The organism is Candidatus Vondammii sp. HM_W22, assembly GCF_022530855.2.
Classification (GTDB): Bacteria; Pseudomonadota; Gammaproteobacteria; order Chromatiales; family Chromatiaceae; genus Vondammii.
Genome location: NZ_CP099567.1, coordinates 1,834,062 through 1,851,764 on the forward strand (window position 1 = coordinate 1,834,062; position 17,703 = coordinate 1,851,764).

The following is a 17,703-nucleotide window of genomic DNA, read 5'->3' on the forward strand; positions in this document are numbered from 1 at the left end:
GAGTTATCCATGAATGCAAAAGTGCTAATCAAATTCCTAAGGGCACTGATTGAATCTATACCGGGTAAAGGTATCTCTGATACTGGACAACCTGCGAGTGCATCATACCAAGAAGGTGAACCACTGGTGATCTAACCGGGCCATAAAATGCTATCTGGAAGTCTTTTTATTGCCTGCCCATTCACCGGAACTGGACCCTGACGAGTATCTGAACTGTGATCTGAAAAGCATGCTTCATAACGGAGAAGCGATTCGTTCTGTGAACGAATCTGAAGAAGAGAACACGATCCTGTATACGAACATTTTTTGACTATAGCTCTCACCCGAAAAGGGCTATCTGCCAGTACGGTTTCCCGACTGAAGCAGGTATGGACACAGGAGTATCGAGATTGGCCTGCCACCAGATTGACGGCATCTACAGTGGATTGGGAGCTGAATAGGCAAAACTCTGCGCATTGGTTATTATTGGTGTCAATGAACAGGCTGAGAAGCATTTTCTGGCAGTATCCGGGAGTCCACGCAGAGCTGGCATGAAGTCCTGCTGAAGTTGAAATCACGTGGAATAAACAGCCTGCTACTTGCTATCGGCGATGGTGCTATGGGCTTCTGGGCCGCCTTGGTGTTCGGGTTCAGTGTCTGTGAGCCAACTCAAGCTGCCTGCATAGGTAGGCGATAATTTATCGTTTCCATAACCCTAATGCTTTTTCTTAGTAATTTAGGTCGATCAAACCTGTTTTTATCAGGGAAACACAGCAGCACACAGGAGATTCAGCATGACCCCGGAAAGGGCACAAGAACTCATCCAGCAGCAACTTCAGTTCGGAAGTGGTTATAACCGCAATGCCGTGCGGCTGATCCTTGGAGAGATACAGCGCGAGCATGGACAGGCGGCAGTGGACAGGCTGATCCATGAACTGGATCTCGAACAGAGCTTTGGTCTGGTTCCCGGCAGTGACTTCAGCAGTATCGGACGCTGATATGTCGAAAGCCAACATAAAGCGTTGTGGGTGGGCCGGTAATGATCCACTTTATCAACACTACCATGATACAAAGTGGGGTGTTCCCTGCTTCAATGACCGCACTCTGTTTGAATTCCTTATTCTCGAAGGTGCTCAGGCGGGTCTCTCCTGGATTACCATTCTGCGTAAACGGGATCACTACCATAAAGTCTTTGATCAGTTCGATACAAAGAAGATCGCAGGTTATGGGGAGAAAAAAGTCGCAGCTCTGCTGGCTGATCCCGGTATTGTGCGCAACCGGTTAAAGGTCAACTCGGCTATCAGCAATGCCCGGCTGTTTCTGGAGATCCAGTCTGAAATGGGCAGCTTTTCCGATTACATCTGGAAATTTGTCGATGGAGAGCCAATTCATAACCACTGGCGATCATTGAAAGAGGTACCGGCAACCACGACAGAATCTAATGCCATGGCACGGGAACTAAAAAAGCGCGGGTTTAAATTTGTCGGCAGCACAATTTGTTACGCCTATATGCAGGCCGTGGGGATGGTGAATGATCATACTGCTGATTGCTTTCGGCACGGGGAAGTGGGGAGAGATTAATCTGGCCCAAAAGAAAAGGGATGCTAATGCATCCCTTTTTTTGAGTTGGTCGGGCGAACTGGATTCGAACCAGCGACCCCTTGCACCCCATGCAAGTACGCTACCAAACTGCGCCACCGCCCGTAACAAAGCGCGCATACTAGGTGGTATACGCATTATTGTCAATGTGAGGTTAACGCTTCAGAATATGTAAAATTTCTTCCAGTTCTGTACAGAGTTGTTTGATTATCTGCTGACTCTGGAAACCATCTTCTTTGGCTCCATCACCCGAGAGTTGTTGTCTTGCGCCGCCGATGGTGAAGCCTTGCTCATACAGAAGGCCCCGGATCTGACGAATCATCAGAACATCATGACGCTGGTAATATCGTCGGTTGCCTCTGCGTTTAACCGGCTTGAGCTGGGGGAATTCCTGCTCCCAATAGCGCAGCACGTGAGGTTTGACCGCACAGAGATCGCTTACTTCACCAATGGTAAAGTAACGCTTGCCGGGAATGGCAGGCAGTTCTACCGTGCTAATGCTCGCTTCCAGCATAAGCTTCCACCCTCGCCTTCAGTTTTTGCCCCGGACGGAATGTCACCACGCGCCGGGCAGAGATAGGTATCTCTTCACCGGTCTTTGGATTACGCCCTGGGCGCTGTTTTTTTTCACGTAAGTCAAAGTTGCCAAACCCGGACAATTTCACTTGGGAACCCTTTTCCAGTGCGAGCCGGATCTCCTCAAAAAACATCTCGACCATCTCTTTGGCCTCACGTTTATTAAGGCCGAGTTCATCAAAAAGCCTTTCAGCCATCTCAGCTTTGGTCAATGCCATATCAATCTCTCAACTTTGCACCGAACTTATCGGACAGCGCACTAAGCACTCTGCTAACCACATCTTCAACTTCCTGGTCTGTAAGAGTGTGGGAAGTTTCCTGTAAAATCAAGCCCAAAGCGAGACTTTTTAGTCCTGAGTCTACCTTTTCCCCAGTATAGACGTCGAAAAGACGGATGTCTTGCAAAATTTCCGGGGCAGTCTGCCTGATTAACGCCCTGATCTCATTGAATTCAACCTGTCCGTCAACCACTATGGCAATGTCGCGACGAATAGAGGGGTATTTTGAGAGCGCCTTAAATCCGGGCAATCTACCTTCCAGCAGTTGATCAAGTCTGATTTCAAACAAATAGGCCTTTCCTGATAGGCCGAGACTCTTCTCCAGCTCGGGGTGCAACATGCCAATCCACCCGACTATCTTTTCACCGCGGGTAATTTTAGCGCTCTGACCGGGGTGCAGAGTTGGATGCTCGGCAGCTATAAAGTCGAACTCATCTCGATTGCCACCCAAAGCCAATACTGTCTCCAGATCAGCCTTGATATCGAAGAAGTCGACTGAACCGTCATTGCTATCCCACTGTTCCGGCAGAGAGGGGCCAGACACCAGTCCTGATAGCATTATATCTTGTTTAATTTCAGCGCCTTGATTGATAAACCTAAGGCCTGACTCGAACATGCGGATACGGCTCTGCTGACGAGACTGATTGTACACCGCCGTCTGCAATAGACCGGGCCAGAGACTGGTACGCATAATTGCCATATCAGCAGAGATCGGATTGGCCAGTTCTACCGTGCCGTGCTGGGGATCGGTAAGGTCGTGCATCTCCTTGCTGATAAAGCTGTAGGTGATCACCTCCTGATAGTCACGGTCCACCAGCATCTGCTTTGCCCTATGCAGATTGAAAGCCACTTCAGGCTCTCCCTGCATCACTGTGGCGGCGGCAGTACGTTTGGTTGGAATGTTAGTGTAGCCGTAGATACGACCGATCTCTTCGATCAGGTCTTCTTCGATGCTGATATCAAAACGACAACTCGGAGCGACTACCCTCCACCCCTCCTCCACTGGCTCTATCCGCATCTCCAGGCGGGTAAGAATATCGGCAATGGTCTCATCGTCAATCTTCACACCAAGCACTTTGGCAACCCGGGCGCTGCGTAGCAGAATCTCAGGGCGTTGTTCAATCCGGCTCTCATCCTCCGTCTCAACTACCGGACCTGGCTCACCGCCGACGATGTCCAGTAACAGCTGTGTGGCACGCTCAATCGCCTTAACCTGCAACTGTGGGTCGACACCGCGCTCATAACGGTGTGAGGCGTCGGTATGGAGGCCATAGCTGCGGGATTTACCGGTAATTGCCATGGGTGCGAAAAAAGCACACTCAAGGAGGATATCCGTTGTGTCATCAGCCACACCGGAGTGCTCACCACCCATAATGCCGGCCATCCCCACCACCTTCGAGGCATCAGTGATCACCAGCGTATCGCTGCGCAGTTCAATCTCCTGGCCATCCAGCAGCGTCAGCTTCTCGTTTGCTACAGCCATACGGACGCAGATTTCGCTATCCAACTGGCGCAGATCAAAACCGTGCATCGGCTGCCCCAACTCCAGCATCACATAGTTGGTAACATCCACCACCGGAGAGATGGGACGAAGTTCGCCGCGGCGTAGCCGCTCCTGCATCCAGAGCGGTGTCTCGGCCTTAGGATCAATGTTGCGGATAATCCGACAGGTATAGCGCGGGCAGGCCTCAGGGGCTTCTACCTTTACCGAAAAGCGGTCATCGTTCACTGCCGCAACAGGTTCCATCGAGGGAATGTTCACCGGGCAGCGGTTGATTACCCCTACTTCACGGGCAATCCCTATCAATCCGAGGCAGTCGCCCCGGTCCGGCGTCAGATCCACATCGATCGCCTGATCGTCGAGGGCCAGGTACTCACGGAAATTGCTACCAATAGTGGCATCTTCCGGCAACGGCATGATGCCGTCTGATGAGTCAGCCAGCCCCAGTTCCGAGGCTGAGCAGATCATGCCCTGGGACTCCACGCCGCGCAGCTTGGCCTTTTTGATCTTGAAGTCACCGGGCAACCTAGCACCGATCAACGCGACCGGAACCTTCATACCTGCGGCCACATTTGGAGCGCCACAAATAATCTGCAACATCTCATCCTGACCTGCATCGACACTGCAGAGGCTGAGCTTGTCTGCATTCGGGTGCTGTTCACGAGTGACGACTTTACCAACGACCACGCCAGAAAACTCACCGGCCACCGGTGTCACAGAGTCCACTTCCAGACCAGCCATACTGAGCTGGTCCGACAGTTCCTCTGTGCTGACCGGGGGATTGACCCATTCACGCAACCAGGCTTCACTGAATTTCATGTTTATATTCCAACTATATATAAAGGCTGCAAACCAGCGAATCAACGCTGATTTTATTACTATGAGGAGATTTCCTCTCTAGCACTCTTTACAATCTGACAAAGACGCATGACTTCTCGTTCCCGGGCTCTCGTTATCGTACCGTATGGATTCCCACGCAGAGCGTGGGAACCAGTGGGGTTTTGAAACGCCTCTACCTGCCATTCGATCGATTACGATGCTGGACCTGCAAGTCAGGATTGCCGGTCTATGCAAACTGCCTCAAAAATCTCAAATTATTCTCAAAAAATAGCCGTAAGTCATTGACTTTATAGCGTAACATCGTCAAACGCTCTATACCCATACCGAAGGCATAGCCGGTATACTTCTCACTGTCGATACCCACATGACGGAACACTTCCGGATGGACCATGCCACAACCCAGCACCTCCAGCCAACCGGTGTGACCACAGACACGACAGCCGTCACCATTACACATCACACACTCGATATCCGCTTCAGCCGAGGGTTCGGTGAAGGGGAAGTAGGAAGGCCGGAAACGCACCTTCAGATCACGTTCAAAGAAGTTCTGCAGAAAATCGTAGATCACTCCTTTCAAGTCTGCGAAGGAGATATCTTCATCCACCAGCAAACCTTCCGCCTGATGAAACATTGGGGTATGAGTGAGATCTGAGTCGCAACGGTAGACCCGTCCCGGCGCAATCACTTTCAGTGGTGGCCCGGCATTCTCCATGGTACGAATCTGCACCGGGGATGTGTGGGTGCGCAGCAGCATATGGGCATCGAAATAGAAGGTGTCATGCATCGCCCTTGCCGGGTGGTGCGCAGGTATATTGAGCGCTTCGAAGTTGTGGTAGTCATCTTCGATTTCCGGCCCCTCTTCCACCTTGAAGCCCAAGTTGGCAAACAGACGTTCAATGCGTTCCAGTGTACGTGTCACCGGATGGAGCCCGCCCTGCCCCAGACCACGGCCAGGCAGAGTGACATCGATACGCTCCGAGGCGAGCCGTTGAGTCAGCGCCTGCTGCTCCAGTTCTCCTCTGCGCTGGTCGATCAGAACCTGCAGCGCCTGCTTAGCCTTATTGATCGCCTGCCCCGCCTGGGGCCGCTCCTCTTTCGGCAGCTTACCCAGCTGCTTTAGCTGAGCCGTGATCAATCCACTCTTGCCAAGATAGCGGACACGCACTTCATCCAGTGCAGCCAGACTGGTGGCATTATCAATAAGCGCAGTAGCCTCATCGACGAGCTGCGAAAGTTGGGAATTGGATTCAGCACCCATTGTATTGGTCCTTAAAATGCAAAAAGGGGAAAGACCTTAAGGCCTTTCCCCATTACGTCATTTTTGCAACACCGGCTGTTTACCGGTGCAATGACAAGCTATCAGCTTGAGAGACTAGCCTTGGCCTGTTCTGCCAAGACGCTAAAAGCAGGCTTGTCAAAGATAGCCAGATCGGCCAGCATTTTGCGGTCGATCTCAACACCCGCTATCTTCAGACCGTTAATCATACGGCTGTACGAAATGCCATTATTGCGGGCACCGGCATTGATACGGGCAATCCACAACGCACGAAACTGGCGTTTCTTCTGGCGGCGGTCACGGTAAGCATATTGGCCGGCTTTGATAACGGCCTGCTTGGCAACGCGATAAATTTTACTACGGGCACCATAATAACCCTTAGCTTCCTTCAGCACTTTTTTGTGTCTGGCGTGTGCTGTTACACCACGTGTTACGCGAGGCATATCTCAGTCTCCAATGTCAATTAAGCGTAGGGAATCATACGACGTGCTACTGACACGTCAGATTTGGCCAGCTGTGCGGGTGACCGCAAGTGACGCTTACGCTTGGTACTTTTCTTCGTCAGAATATGACGACGATGGGACTGACCCCGTTTGATTGCGCCGGACCCGGTTTTGGAGAACCGTTTGGCCGCGCCGCGATTAGTTTTAATCTTAGGCATAATTTCTCAACTCGCATTCAATGGTTAATTTTTTCTGGGACGTAACACCATCACCATCTGACGACCTTCCATCAGTGGTGATTGCTCAACTTCCGCAAGCTCTGCCAGATCGGCTTCTACCCGCTGCAAAAGTTCTAGACCCAACTCCCTGTGGGCATGCTCTCGACCGCGGAACCTCATGGTTACCTTGGTCTTGTCCCCATCGTTCAGGAAACGTATCAGGTTGCGTAGTTTTACCTGATAATCTCCTATGCCCGTCCCTGGACGAAACTTCACTTCTTTGACTTGAACCTGTTTCTGCTTCTTTTTGGCTGCTGCCTTCTGCTTTTTCGCCTCGAAGACAAACTTGCCATAATCCATCACCCTGCAAACAGGAGGCTCTGCGTTTGGTTGTATTTCAACCAGGTCCATGCTCGCAGAAGAGGCTACTCCCTTAGCTTCGATCAGCGAGACAATACCTGCCTGTTCCCCATCCGCCCCTATAAGGCGTACCTCACGAGCTGTAATATCCTCGTTCAGGCGATTTCTTTTTGGTGCAGCGATAACTCAGTTCCTCCCAAAGAACAGCGCCTGCCAAACAGTAAAGCACCGGAAACCGGTGCTTTCGTCTGGGCAAGCCCTAATTCGACCGACGATCGATCTCTTCGCTCATCCGCTCTGCAAACGCCTCTATACTGATACTGCCAAGGTCTTCGCCGGTGCGGGTGCGAACAGCCACCGTCCCATTTTCCATCTCACGGTCACCAACTACCAACAGGTAAGGCACCCGTGCCAATGTATGTTCGCGAATTTTAAAGCCGATCTTCTCATTTCTCAAGTCCATTTCGACCCTTAATCCCTGTTTTTGCAGTATTTCGGCCACTTTTTCCACATATTCGCTCTGATGATCGGTAATATTCATCACAACAGCCTGAACCGGCGAGAGCCAGAGAGGCAGAGCGCCGGCATACTCTTCGATCAAAATACCGATAAAACGCTCAAGAGATCCGAGGATCGCCCTGTGAAGCATCACCGGTACCTGCCGGCTGTTGTCGTCAGCTATATAACTGGCATCCAGACGTCCCGGCATGGAAAAATCGACCTGGATAGTACCGCACTGCCAGACCCGTCCAAGACAGTCGCGCAGCGAGAAGTCGATCTTGGGGCCGTAGAATGCGCCCTGACCCGGTTGCAGCGTCCAATCAAGCCCTTTGGCATTGAGCGCCTCTTCCAGTGCCTTTTCAGCCTTATCCCACACTTCGTCGCTGCCGACACGCTTTTTAGGACGGGTGGAGAGCTCAAGTTTGACGTCGGTAAAACCGAAGTCCTTATAGACATCAAACAGCAGGTCGACAAAATCGGAGACCTCACTCTGAATCTGATCTTCTGTGCAGAAGATATGGGCATCATCCTGGACAAAGTTTCTGACCCGCATCAAACCGTGCAGTGTGCCGCTCGCCTCATTCCGATGACAGGAACCAAATTCCGACAACCGCAAAGGCAGATCGCGGTAACTCTTCAGCCCCTGGTTAAAAACCTGGACATGACAGGGACAGTTCATCGGCTTGATCGCATAGTCCCTGTTTTCAGAGCTGGTGGTAAACATATCAGCCCGGTATTTGTCCCAATGCCCCGACTTCTCCCACAGACTGCGATCGACAATCTGCGGGGTACGAATCTCCTGGTAGCCGGCTGCCTGAATTTTTTCCCGGACGTACTGCTCTACAGTGCGGTAGATGGTCCAGCCATGAGGGTGCCAGAATACCATCCCCGGTGCCTCTTCCTGAGTGTGAAACAAATGCTGGGCCTTGCCGATTTTGCGGTGATCCCGCTTCTCTGCCTCTTCCAATCGATGCTGGTAGAGTTTGAGCGCCTTCTTGTCCTGCCAGGCAGTGCCATAAATACGCTGCAGCATCTCGTTATCCGAGTTGCCGCGCCAGTAGGCACCCGCCACCTTCATCAATTTAAAGCTCTTCAGCACACCGGTGCCAGGCACATGGGGACCACGACAGAGATCGGTGAACTCACCCTGGGTATACAGGGAAAGATCTTCGTTCGCCGGAATCGATCCGATAATCTCCGCCTTGTACTCTTCACCCTGGTCCCGGAAAAACTTCACCGCATCATCCCGGGACATAACAGAACGGGTGATCTTCAGATTCGCCTTGACCAGTTCTTTCATCTTACCTTCGACAGCCATCAAATCTTCCGGGGTGAAGGAGCGTTCGTAGGAGAAATCGTAGTAGAAACCATCCTCAATAGTAGGACCAATAGTCACCTGGACTTTCGGAAAAAGTGTTTTCACCGCCTGAGCCAACAAGTGGGCGGTGGAATGGCGAATGACATCCAATCCATCATCGTCACGACTAGTGACAATGGCCAGTTCGCTGTCCTGTTCCATTGTAAAAGAGGTGTCTACCAGCTTGCCATCCACACGGCCTGCCAGAGCCGCCTTTGCCAAGCCGGGGCCGATTGAGGCTGCAACATCATGAACGGATACAGGATTATCGAAGCTCCGCTGGGAGCCGTCAGGAAGGGTAATATTCGGCATTTTACTCTCTCAGTGGTGACCCATACGAGAGGCCACATGAATAATAAACTAAAGAAGAAACCCACGAAAACCGGGGCGGTTATCGAGGGTTCTATATTGGTAGGCGCGAGTGGATTCGAACCACCGACCCCCACCATGTCAAGGTGGTGCTCTAACCAACTGAGCTACGCGCCTAAAATTCTAGCCTAAAATTCTAAAAACTTTCAGGGCCGCGATAGTACATAAGAGCGGACGCCATATCAACCCTTATGCTTAGTAATTAGGGTCATGCTGGAGTATAACTATCGTAATAAGGTTATCTATCAGACATAAGGCCAACAACAGTGACCCGTCGAATCAAGCATCTTGTTTCAGCCATACTGGTAATCGCCATGATTGCCACCGGCATCTGGTATTTAAACCGTCCGAAACCCATCGCTGTTGTCGTTAAAGCCGTGGAGCGTGGTCTGGTGGAAGAGACAGTGGCGAACACCCGGGCAGGTACAGTCAAGGCCTGCCGCCGAGCCCTACTCTCTCCGGGAACCGGCGGACAGATATCCAGGCTGAATATCAGTGAGGGCCAACGGGTCAAAACAGGCACACTTCTGCTTGAACTCTGGAATAAAGATCTGATGGCCGAGATCGCCCTGAATGAAGCAGAAGCCAAGGCCAGTAAAGCCACTGCCCGGGCGGCCTGCCTTGAGGCCGATGTTGCCGGACGTAAAGCCGATCGATTGCTGCGACTACGGAAAAGCGGCGCAGTTTCCGAGGACTCGGTGGACAATGCAGTGACCGAGTCCAAGGCGAGCCAGGCCAAGTGTGAATCATCCACTGCCAAAGCACGGGTTGCTGCAGCACGGATCGAAGTCGCCCGTACCAAACTGGAGCGAACGCGTCTGGTCGCCCCCTTTGATGGTGTAGTCGCTGAGATCAACGGCGAATTGAATGAGTACACCACCCCATCTCCCCCCGGTATTGCCACACCACCGGCCATTGATCTGATCGATAACTCCTGCTTCTATGTGGCCGCTCCCATTGATGAGGTGGATGCGCCAAAGATCTATCTGAACCAGATCGCGCGGGTCTCTCTGGATGCTTTCGATGAGCGCCGCTTTCCGGGAAAGGTACGCCGTATCGCGACCTATGTGTTGGATAGAGAGCGACAGGCCCGCACCGTGGAGGTCGAGGTTGAGTTCAGCAACCCGGATGATCTGGTGCAGTTACTGGCAGGCTATTCAGCTGATGTGGAGATTATTCTGGATAGTCATGAGAACACCCTGCGAATCCCGTCTGAGGCAGTGGTGGATGATAACCGGGTTTTTGTCTTCCTGCCTGCGGAGGGTTTGTTGCAAGAGCGCGAGATAAAAAGCGGCATGTCCAATTGGGACTACACAGAAGTTGTCTCAGGCCTGGAGGAGGGTGAACTGGTCGTCACCTCGGTGGACAGGGAAGGCGTAGAGGATGACGCTCTGGTCAAGCGTGACACTGAAGAAGAGAGATGATTCGACTAGAAGGGATCAATCGTAATTTTCAAGTGGGGGACGAAACCGTCCACGCCCTGCGTGATATCAATTTGGAGATAGAAGTTGGAGACTATCTTTCGATAATGGGCCCGGCGGGCTCAGGCAAATCCACACTGCTGAATATGCTGGGCCTGCTGGACCAACCCAATAGCGGGCGCTATTTTCTCAACGGGATTGATACCACTTCTTTGAGTGAAGAGAAGTTGGCATCGGCCCGGCGCGATCATATCGATTTTGTCTTCCAGTCATTTCATCTGATCCCCCGCCTGACGGCAGCGGAGAATGTTGAACTGCCTCTGATGCTGGCAGGGATTGAGCCAAAAGAGCGTCATCAGCGGGTTCATCAGGTATTTGAAGCTCTGGGAATGGTAGGCTGTGCGGCCACAGGCCTGACCAGCTCTCCGGTGGTCAAAGGCAACGGGGGACGATGTCATCAGAACCCTGGAGGCACTGAACCAGCGCGGCATTATTCTTATTGTGGTCACCCATGACCCAGAGATCGGTGGTCGCGCCGGGCGCCGGCTTCATCTTATTGACGGAGAGGTTGCGGATGACGACATAACCCGCCGAATAGCTGACGATGAGAATTGAAGATGCACTTACTTACGGCAACCGTGTTCTCACTGGCGCCAAGGGCCGCACTTGGCTGATGCTGCTGGCCATGACCATTGGCGTAGGATCAGTGGTGATTCTCACCGCCCTTGGTGAAGGGGCGAGGCAGTTTGTCACCAATGAGTTCTCCAGCATGGGTACGCACCTGATTATTGTTGTGCCCGGGAAAGTGGAAACCACAGGCAGTACGCCACCGCTGGTTGGCGGCACACCACGGGATCTGACACTGAACGACGCCCTCGCCCTGCAACGATCCAGCGCCATTCGCCGCATTGCACCCATTGCATTTGGCGCTGCCCCGGTCTCCCACAAAACGCCCTCCTCTCGACCTTTGACGGCATCTTTCGCTCACTCACTTATACAGTAACGGGCATTGCCGCCATCAGTCTCGCGGTTGCCGGAATCCTGATCATGAATGTCATGCTGGTAGCCGTGTCTCAGCGTACGTCTGAAATCGGACTGTTAAAAGCTCTTGGCAGTCGCAACAATGATATTTTGCTGCTCTTCATGGTAGAACGGCCTGCTCTCAGTTGCCGGCGCACTGTGCGGTGTTGCCACAGCCTATGGGGGCGTTTGGCTGCTTAACCAGCTCCTCCCCAAGTTCCCACTGGCGATACCCCTCTGGGCATTGGCTGCGGCGGTGAGTGTCTCTCTGATAACCGGGCTGTTATTTGGCGTGCTGCCTGCCAAGCGGGCAGCAAGACTGGACCCGGTTCAGGCACTGGCGGGGCATTGACGATGCTACTGGGTGACTTTATCAAACTCTCTCTCAGTTCGGTCATCTTCCACCGGACACGCAGTATGCTCACCGCTCTGGGCATTGCCGTTGGTATTGCCTCCGTCGTACTTCTCACCTCCATCGGTGAAGGCGTTAACCGGTTCGTTCTGGGAGAGTTCACCCAATTCGGTACCAACCTGATCGCCATCAGTCCAGGAAAATCCACCACTTTTGGTGTCTCCGGCGCCATTGTGAACAATGTGCGCCCATTGAGTATTGAGGATGCTGAGAGCTTAAGACGCCTGCCCTTCATTCAGGCTGTAGTACCCATGGCGCAGGGTAACTCAGCCATTGAGCATGGTAAGCGGACGCGACGCACCATCATCTATGGTGTTGGCGCGGATATGCCCAGGGTATGGCAGATGAAGCCAGCTATTTGCCGCTTTCTGCCTGCAGACGATCCCCGTTTCGCCCGACCGTTTGTGGTCCTTGGCAGCAAAGTCCGAAGCGAACTCTTCGGCACTGAGAACCCACTGGGGAAGCGAGTCCGTATCGGCAGTGAGAGTTTCCGGGTTATTGGCATCCGGGAGTCCAAAGGGCAACCGCTCGGCTTTGACTTGGACGATGCCGCCTATATCCCCACGCACAAGGCAATGGCTCTGTTTAACCAAGATAGCCTGATGGAGATCGACCTGCTTTATAGGCCCGGCAGTGACAGTGAAACGCTCTCCGAGCAGATAAAAAAGAGCCTTATTCAACGTCACGGCAACGAAGATTTTACCGTTACCACTCAGGACCAGATGCTGGAGACGCTTGGCTCAATACTGGATATTCTGACACTGGCGGTTGCTGCCCTTGGTGGCATTTCACTGCTGGTCGGGGGGGTCGGCATCCTTACCATAATGACCATCTCAGTAACTGAGCGTACGACCGAAGTGGGCCTGCTTCGTGCCATCGGTGCCCGCAAACGACAGATTCTCTGGCTGTTTATTGGCGAAGCGGTGGTACTGGCCAGCTTGGGGGGGCTGGCCGGGTTGATCATCGGAGCCGGTGGCGCCTGGCTGCTTGGCGTTGATTCCTGCGCTGCCCGTTCACACACCCTGGAATTATGTGCTGCTTGCAGAGGGGATAGCCGCCGCTATCGGCCTGGTTGCCGGGGTTGTTCCTGCTTGGCAGGCAGCCGGACTTGATCCTATTGAGCCACTGCATACGGAGTGATCATCGGTACGCCGTCAAACTGAAAACCAACCTCAGCTATCATCAGATTGATAGAATATTTATTGACTTTTCACCCTGTTTAAAGCTACAAACCATGCTCTTTTTTCAGACTGGAGTCGGTTGTGTCCCAGAATAGTGTCTACTGGCATCCCATTGGTTTTATCCTGTGTCATCTGCTTGCGGCACTCCTGTTCAGCAGTTGGCTGTTTGAACCGACACACAGCTATTGGGAGCGCCTGGATACAGCCGTTTTCTACACCCTCAACGGCACTCTTGCCTGGGGGTACGAGTGGCAGGTGTTCTGGGCTAGTGCCAACAGCAAGTCGGCAGATATTACGACCGGCCTGGTGATGATCGCCTTTTTTCTCTATTTCGCCTTTTCCTGTGGGCCTACGGCGATGGTAAAACGCCTAACAATGTTTGGCATTATGGCGGGCACTATCCTCCTCAGCCAGGATAGCGGGGTCGTTGACCTCTACACGCAGATGATTTCGGTCTCAAGAATCAGCCCATCCCTAACATTGGAGCCTGTCCACAGGTTGAGTGAACTGGTGCCCTGGATTCATGCTAAAGATGCATCATCTGGCAGTTTTCCCGGCGACCATGGGATGGTGACCTTTATCTGGCTTGGCTCTGTCTGGTTCTTTGCCGGCTGGCGGTGGGGTATCCCGGCACTGATGATGAGTGTTTTGATACTGCTGCCCCGGATGGTCGCTGGTGCCCACTGGCTGTCGGACAATCTGGTGGGTTCAGCTACCCTGGTGCTGCTGATAATGGCCTGGATTTTCTGTACACCCGTAGCTTATTACCTGCAAAGGTTGGGAGAGCGCATTCTGGAGTTCATTCTGCCCAAACGCTGGCAAGGTTCTTGACGGCTGTGGAGATTTTTAAGGCCCTCACACAAATGCACTTAATACAAAATTCAGACCAAAACCCCCGCTGCCTGTAATTTACGCAGCTGATCACGAACAGCGGCAGCCTCTTCAAACTCAAGGTCTTTGGCGTGCTGGTACATTTCTTTTTCCAGCGCTTTGATCTGCTTGGCCACCTGCTTGGGCGATAACGCGGCGTACTCAGCCTCGTCCTCCGCCACTTTGGCGTACTGCTTGGCGGGCATTGGTGCTCCGGGGCGGGCCCCTTCCAGAATATCGGCAATCGCCTTGCGAATGGTCTGCGGGGTTATATCGTGCTCTTCATTGTAAGCCTCTTGCTTGGCGCGCCTGCGCTCTGTCTCATCAATCGCCCGGTGCATGGAGCCGGTTATTTTATCGGCATAGAGAATCGCTTTTCCATTGGCATTTCGGGCAGCCCTGCCAATGGTCTGAATCAGCGCCCCTTCCGAGCGTAGAAAACCCTCCTTGTCGGCATCCAGAATGGCCACCAGGGAGACTTCCGGCATATCCAGCCCTTCTCGCAGAAGATTGATACCCACCAGTACATCGAAAACCCCAAGGCGCAGGTCACGGATAATCTCCACCCGTTCCACAGTCTCAATATCAGAGTGAAGATAGCGCACCCGAATACCGTGATCATTCAAGTAGTCAGTCAGATCTTCAGCCATACGCTTGGTAAGGGTGGTCACCAGTACCCGCTCGCCCACCTGGGTCCGCAGATGAATCTCTGACAACAGATCGTCCACCTGGCTACCGGCCGGCCGCACTTCGAGTTCGGGATCAACCAGACCCGTAGGACGCACCACCTGCTCAATCACAGCCCCGGAATGGTCAAGCTCATAGGGCCTCGGAGTGGCAGAGACATAGATTCTCTGATGCCCTCTGGCCTCGAATTCATCAAATCTGAGCGGCCGGTTATCCAGAGCGGACGGCAGACGAAAGCCGTACTCGACCAGCGTCTCCTTACGGGAACGATCGCCTTTATACATACCGCCTACCTGGGGTATAGAAACATGGCTCTCATCCGCCACCAGCAGGGCATTTTCCGGCAGATAGTCCAATAAAGTAGGAGGCGGCTCTCCTGGCTTGCGGCCGGAAAGATAGCGGGAGTAGTTCTCGATGCCGGAGCAGTAGCCCAGTTCAAGAATCATTTCTATATCAAACCGGGTGCGCTGCTCCAGACGCTGGGCCTCCACCAGTTTATTCGCCTCACGTAACCATTCCAGGCGACCCTTCAGTTCATTCTTGATATAGTCCACTGCCTCCAGAAGGGTCTCTCTTGGTGTGACGTAATGGGACTTTGGATAGATGGTATAGCGAGGAAGCCTGCGCAATATTTCACCGGTCAGGGGATCGAACAGCGAGATGGATTCGAGCTCATCATCGAACAACTCCAGCCGAACCGCCTCACCATCCGACTCTGCTGGGTAGATATCGATCAATTCACCGCGAACACGATAGGTGGCGCGGTGCAGCTCCACATCGTTCCGGGTGTACTGCAGCTCTGCCAGCCGCCGCAGGATATGCCGCTGGTCCAAAACATCCCCCCGCACCAGATGCAGCACCATACTGAGATAGGAACGTGGATCGCCCAGGCCATAAATACAGGAGACTGTCGCCACAATAATGGTATCCGGCCGCTCCAGCAGTGATTTGGTGGCAGAGAGACGCATCTGCTCAATGTGTTCATTTATCGAAGCGTCTTTTTCGATAAACGTATCGGAGGATGGAACATAGGCCTCAGGCTGGTAGTAGTCGTAATAGGAGACAAAGTATTCAACAGAGTTATGTGGAAAAAACGCCTTCATCTCCCCATAGAGTTGGGCTGCCAGGGTCTTGTTATGCACCAGAATCAGCGCCGGACGCTGTAACTGCTGGATCACATTGGCAATAGTGAATGTCTTACCCGAACCGGTAACACCCAGCAGAGTCAGGCCTGCCTCCCCATTATTCAGCCCCTCGACTAATTGACGGATTGCCTCAGGCTGATCACCCGCAGGTGAAAAATCAGAGACAAGTTGAAATTCTTTTGACATCGGGGATTCTGCTGGTTCAGTGGATTGGGTATTATTACGGCTGTTGCCGATCATGGCACCTGCCGATAACCGGAGAGGCCGTGACATATTGCTGGTATTAGGACAATATTATCGAATCGACAGTGTGATTGCCGGATTAAATAGTGGTCCCAGGCTGTTTTACTGTTCATCGCCCTTAATTTAACACGTTGAGTTTCTATAAGAATGAGCATCAAACTTTCCGCCCGTGTACAGGCAGTCAAACCCTCCCCCACTCTGGCCATTACGGCGCGCGCAGCAGAGATGCGCGCAGCCGGCAAGGATGTTATCGGCCTGGGTGCAGGTGAGCCTGATTTTGACACCCCCGATCACATCAAACAAGCTGCCATTGAAGCCATTAACAATGGCTTTACCAAATATACCGCCGTAGACGGCACCCCTGCGCTGAAACAGGCCATTATCGACAAATTCAAACAAGATAACGGTTTTGATTTTCAGCTGGATGAGATCCTGGTCTCCTGCGGCGGCAAACAGAGTTTCTACAACCTTGCCCAGGCGATCCTTGACCCGGGTTACGAAGTGGTTATTCCCGTTCCCTATTGGGTCTCTTATCCAGACATGACCATTCTGGCGGGTGGTGTCCCCGTGCTTGCCCATGCCGGACCGGAACAGGATTTCAAAATCATCCCCAGCCAGCTTGCCGCTTCTATCACAGACAAGACCCGTCTGGTGGTGATCAACAGTCCCTCCAACCCTACCGGAAAAGCGTACAACCGAGAGGAGCTGGAGGCCCTGGGTGAAGTGCTGCTGGAGCACCCGAAGATCATCGTCGCCACCGATGATATGTACGAGCATATCCGTTGGAGTAATGAGCCTTTCGTCAACATCCTCAACGCTTGCCCTGATCTGAAGGACCGCTGCATGGTATTGAACGGTGTCTCCAAAGCCTACTCCATGACCGGCTGGCGCATCGGCTATGCAGGTGGCCCGGCGATGATCATCAAGGCAATGAAAAAGATCCAGTCCCAGAGCACCTCCAACCCAACCTCCATCTCTCAGGTGGCGGCGCAGGCGGCTTTGGAAGGCCCTCAGGAGTGTATCAGCGAGATGTTGGTGGCTTTCAAGCAGCGGCACGATTATGTGGTCGAGCGCCTGAACAAGATGCCAGGCGTCAGCTGCCTCCCCACAGACGGTACTTTCTACTGCATGCCGGGAGTACAGGAGGCTATTGAGAAAATCGATGGCGTAAACAATGACTTGGAGCTGGCAGAGTACCTGATTAAACATGCCGGAGTAGCCCTGATACCCGGCTCTGCTTTCGGTCTCTCTGGCCATATCCGCATCTCTATCGCCACCGGCATGGAGAATCTGGAGAAAGCGCTGGACCGAATTGAGAAAGTATTAGTCGTATAATCGAAGTACCAAACGTTACCGGAGAATGCCCAGGGAGTGGGCTGCATCCGGCAACTGATCGACCAGATCAAACCGCACACAGGGTTGTGTGC

The 17,703-nt window shown here is 52.9% G+C and carries 15 protein-coding genes, 2 tRNA genes and 3 pseudogenes; 9 read left to right on the forward strand and 11 right to left on the reverse strand.

What is annotated here, in order from left to right:
- Window positions 1-330: 330 nt before the first annotated feature.
- The 3 genes and pseudogenes from MN084_RS10265 to MN084_RS10275 all read left to right on the forward strand — a co-directional run.
- A pseudogene (locus MN084_RS10265) lies at window positions 331-619 on the forward strand (transposase); the annotation flags it as partial.
- A gap of 154 nt (window positions 620-773) precedes the next feature.
- Window positions 774-977 (forward strand): hypothetical protein, encoded by a 204-nt coding sequence (locus tag MN084_RS10270; protein ID WP_241086475.1) that lies wholly within the window; start codon window positions 774-776, stop codon window positions 975-977.
- A 1-nt stretch (window position 978) separates the two neighbouring features.
- Complete coding sequence (locus tag MN084_RS10275; protein WP_241086474.1) at window positions 979-1,560, forward strand: DNA-3-methyladenine glycosylase I; 582 nt, start codon at window positions 979-981, stop codon at window positions 1,558-1,560.
- Window positions 1,561-1,606: 46 nt separating this feature from the next.
- Here the strand turns inward: MN084_RS10275 and MN084_RS10280 are convergent.
- From MN084_RS10280 to MN084_RS10325, 10 genes are all read right to left on the reverse strand, one after another.
- A tRNA-Pro gene (locus MN084_RS10280) sits at window positions 1,607-1,683 on the reverse strand.
- A 49-nt stretch (window positions 1,684-1,732) separates the two neighbouring features.
- Window positions 1,733-2,092 carry a MerR family transcriptional regulator gene (locus tag MN084_RS10285; protein ID WP_241086473.1) on the reverse strand — a complete coding sequence of 120 codons (360 nt, stop codon included), beginning with the start codon at window positions 2,090-2,092 and terminating at the stop codon, window positions 1,733-1,735.
- A complete protein-coding gene (ihfA, locus tag MN084_RS10290; protein ID WP_241086472.1) occupies window positions 2,073-2,372 on the reverse strand; it encodes an integration host factor subunit alpha in 300 nt (99 codons plus the stop codon). Before ihfA ends, MN084_RS10285 begins: the two co-directional genes overlap by 20 nt.
- Window position 2,373: 1 nt before the next feature.
- Complete coding sequence (gene pheT, locus MN084_RS10295; protein WP_241086471.1) at window positions 2,374-4,752, reverse strand: phenylalanine--tRNA ligase subunit beta; 2,379 nt, start codon at window positions 4,750-4,752, stop codon at window positions 2,374-2,376.
- 247 nt (window positions 4,753-4,999) lie between these two features.
- Window positions 5,000-6,031, reverse strand: a complete 1,032-nt coding sequence (pheS, locus tag MN084_RS10300) for a phenylalanine--tRNA ligase subunit alpha (protein WP_241086470.1) — start codon at window positions 6,029-6,031, stop codon at window positions 5,000-5,002.
- 101 nt (window positions 6,032-6,132) lie between these two features.
- Entirely contained in the window at window positions 6,133-6,492 is a 360-nt protein-coding gene (gene rplT, locus MN084_RS10305; protein ID WP_241086469.1) for a 50S ribosomal protein L20, read from the reverse strand.
- A 20-nt stretch (window positions 6,493-6,512) separates the two neighbouring features.
- A complete protein-coding gene (gene rpmI / locus MN084_RS10310; RefSeq protein ID WP_241086468.1) occupies window positions 6,513-6,710 on the reverse strand; it encodes a 50S ribosomal protein L35 in 198 nt (65 codons plus the stop codon).
- Window positions 6,711-6,734: 24 nt separating this feature from the next.
- On the reverse strand, window positions 6,735-7,253 hold the full coding sequence (infC, locus tag MN084_RS10315) for a translation initiation factor IF-3 (protein WP_241086593.1): 519 nt from the start codon (window positions 7,251-7,253) through the stop codon (window positions 6,735-6,737).
- 76 nt (window positions 7,254-7,329) lie between these two features.
- On the reverse strand, window positions 7,330-9,240 hold the full coding sequence (gene thrS / locus MN084_RS10320) for a threonine--tRNA ligase (protein ID WP_241086467.1): 1,911 nt from the start codon (window positions 9,238-9,240) through the stop codon (window positions 7,330-7,332).
- Between the two features lie 97 nt (window positions 9,241-9,337).
- A tRNA-Val gene (locus tag MN084_RS10325) sits at window positions 9,338-9,414 on the reverse strand.
- Between the two features lie 149 nt (window positions 9,415-9,563).
- Between MN084_RS10325 and MN084_RS10330 the strand changes: the two genes are divergently transcribed.
- The 5 genes and pseudogenes from MN084_RS10330 to MN084_RS10350 all read left to right on the forward strand — a co-directional run bounded on the left by MN084_RS10330 (window position 9,564) and on the right by MN084_RS10350 (window position 14,162).
- Window positions 9,564-10,721 carry an efflux RND transporter periplasmic adaptor subunit gene (locus MN084_RS10330; protein ID WP_241086466.1) on the forward strand — a complete coding sequence of 386 codons (1,158 nt, stop codon included), beginning with the start codon at window positions 9,564-9,566 and terminating at the stop codon, window positions 10,719-10,721.
- Window positions 10,718-11,333, forward strand: a pseudogene (locus MN084_RS10335) (ABC transporter ATP-binding protein). The gene MN084_RS10330 and the pseudogene MN084_RS10335 overlap by 4 nt, the downstream one beginning before the upstream one ends.
- Window positions 11,323-12,090, forward strand: a pseudogene (locus tag MN084_RS10340) (ABC transporter permease). Before MN084_RS10335 ends, MN084_RS10340 begins: the two co-directional pseudogenes overlap by 11 nt.
- A 2-nt stretch (window positions 12,091-12,092) precedes the next feature.
- Window positions 12,093-13,262, forward strand: a complete 1,170-nt coding sequence (locus MN084_RS10345) for an ABC transporter permease (protein ID WP_320416433.1) — start codon at window positions 12,093-12,095, stop codon at window positions 13,260-13,262.
- Window positions 13,263-13,412: 150 nt separating this feature from the next.
- Window positions 13,413-14,162, forward strand: coding sequence for a phosphatase PAP2 family protein (locus MN084_RS10350; RefSeq protein WP_241086465.1), 750 nt, complete (start codon window positions 13,413-13,415; stop codon window positions 14,160-14,162).
- Between the two features lie 50 nt (window positions 14,163-14,212).
- On the opposite strand, the gene uvrB is transcribed toward MN084_RS10350, so the two are convergent.
- Complete coding sequence (uvrB, locus tag MN084_RS10355; RefSeq protein ID WP_241086464.1) at window positions 14,213-16,219, reverse strand: excinuclease ABC subunit UvrB; 2,007 nt, start codon at window positions 16,217-16,219, stop codon at window positions 14,213-14,215.
- 204 nt (window positions 16,220-16,423) lie between these two features.
- Between uvrB and MN084_RS10360 the strand changes: the two genes are divergently transcribed.
- The gene (locus MN084_RS10360; protein WP_241086463.1) at window positions 16,424-17,611 is read left to right on the forward strand and encodes a pyridoxal phosphate-dependent aminotransferase; all 1,188 of its coding nucleotides are present in this window, start codon (window positions 16,424-16,426) and stop codon (window positions 17,609-17,611) included.
- Window positions 17,612-17,703: the final 92 nt, after the last annotated feature.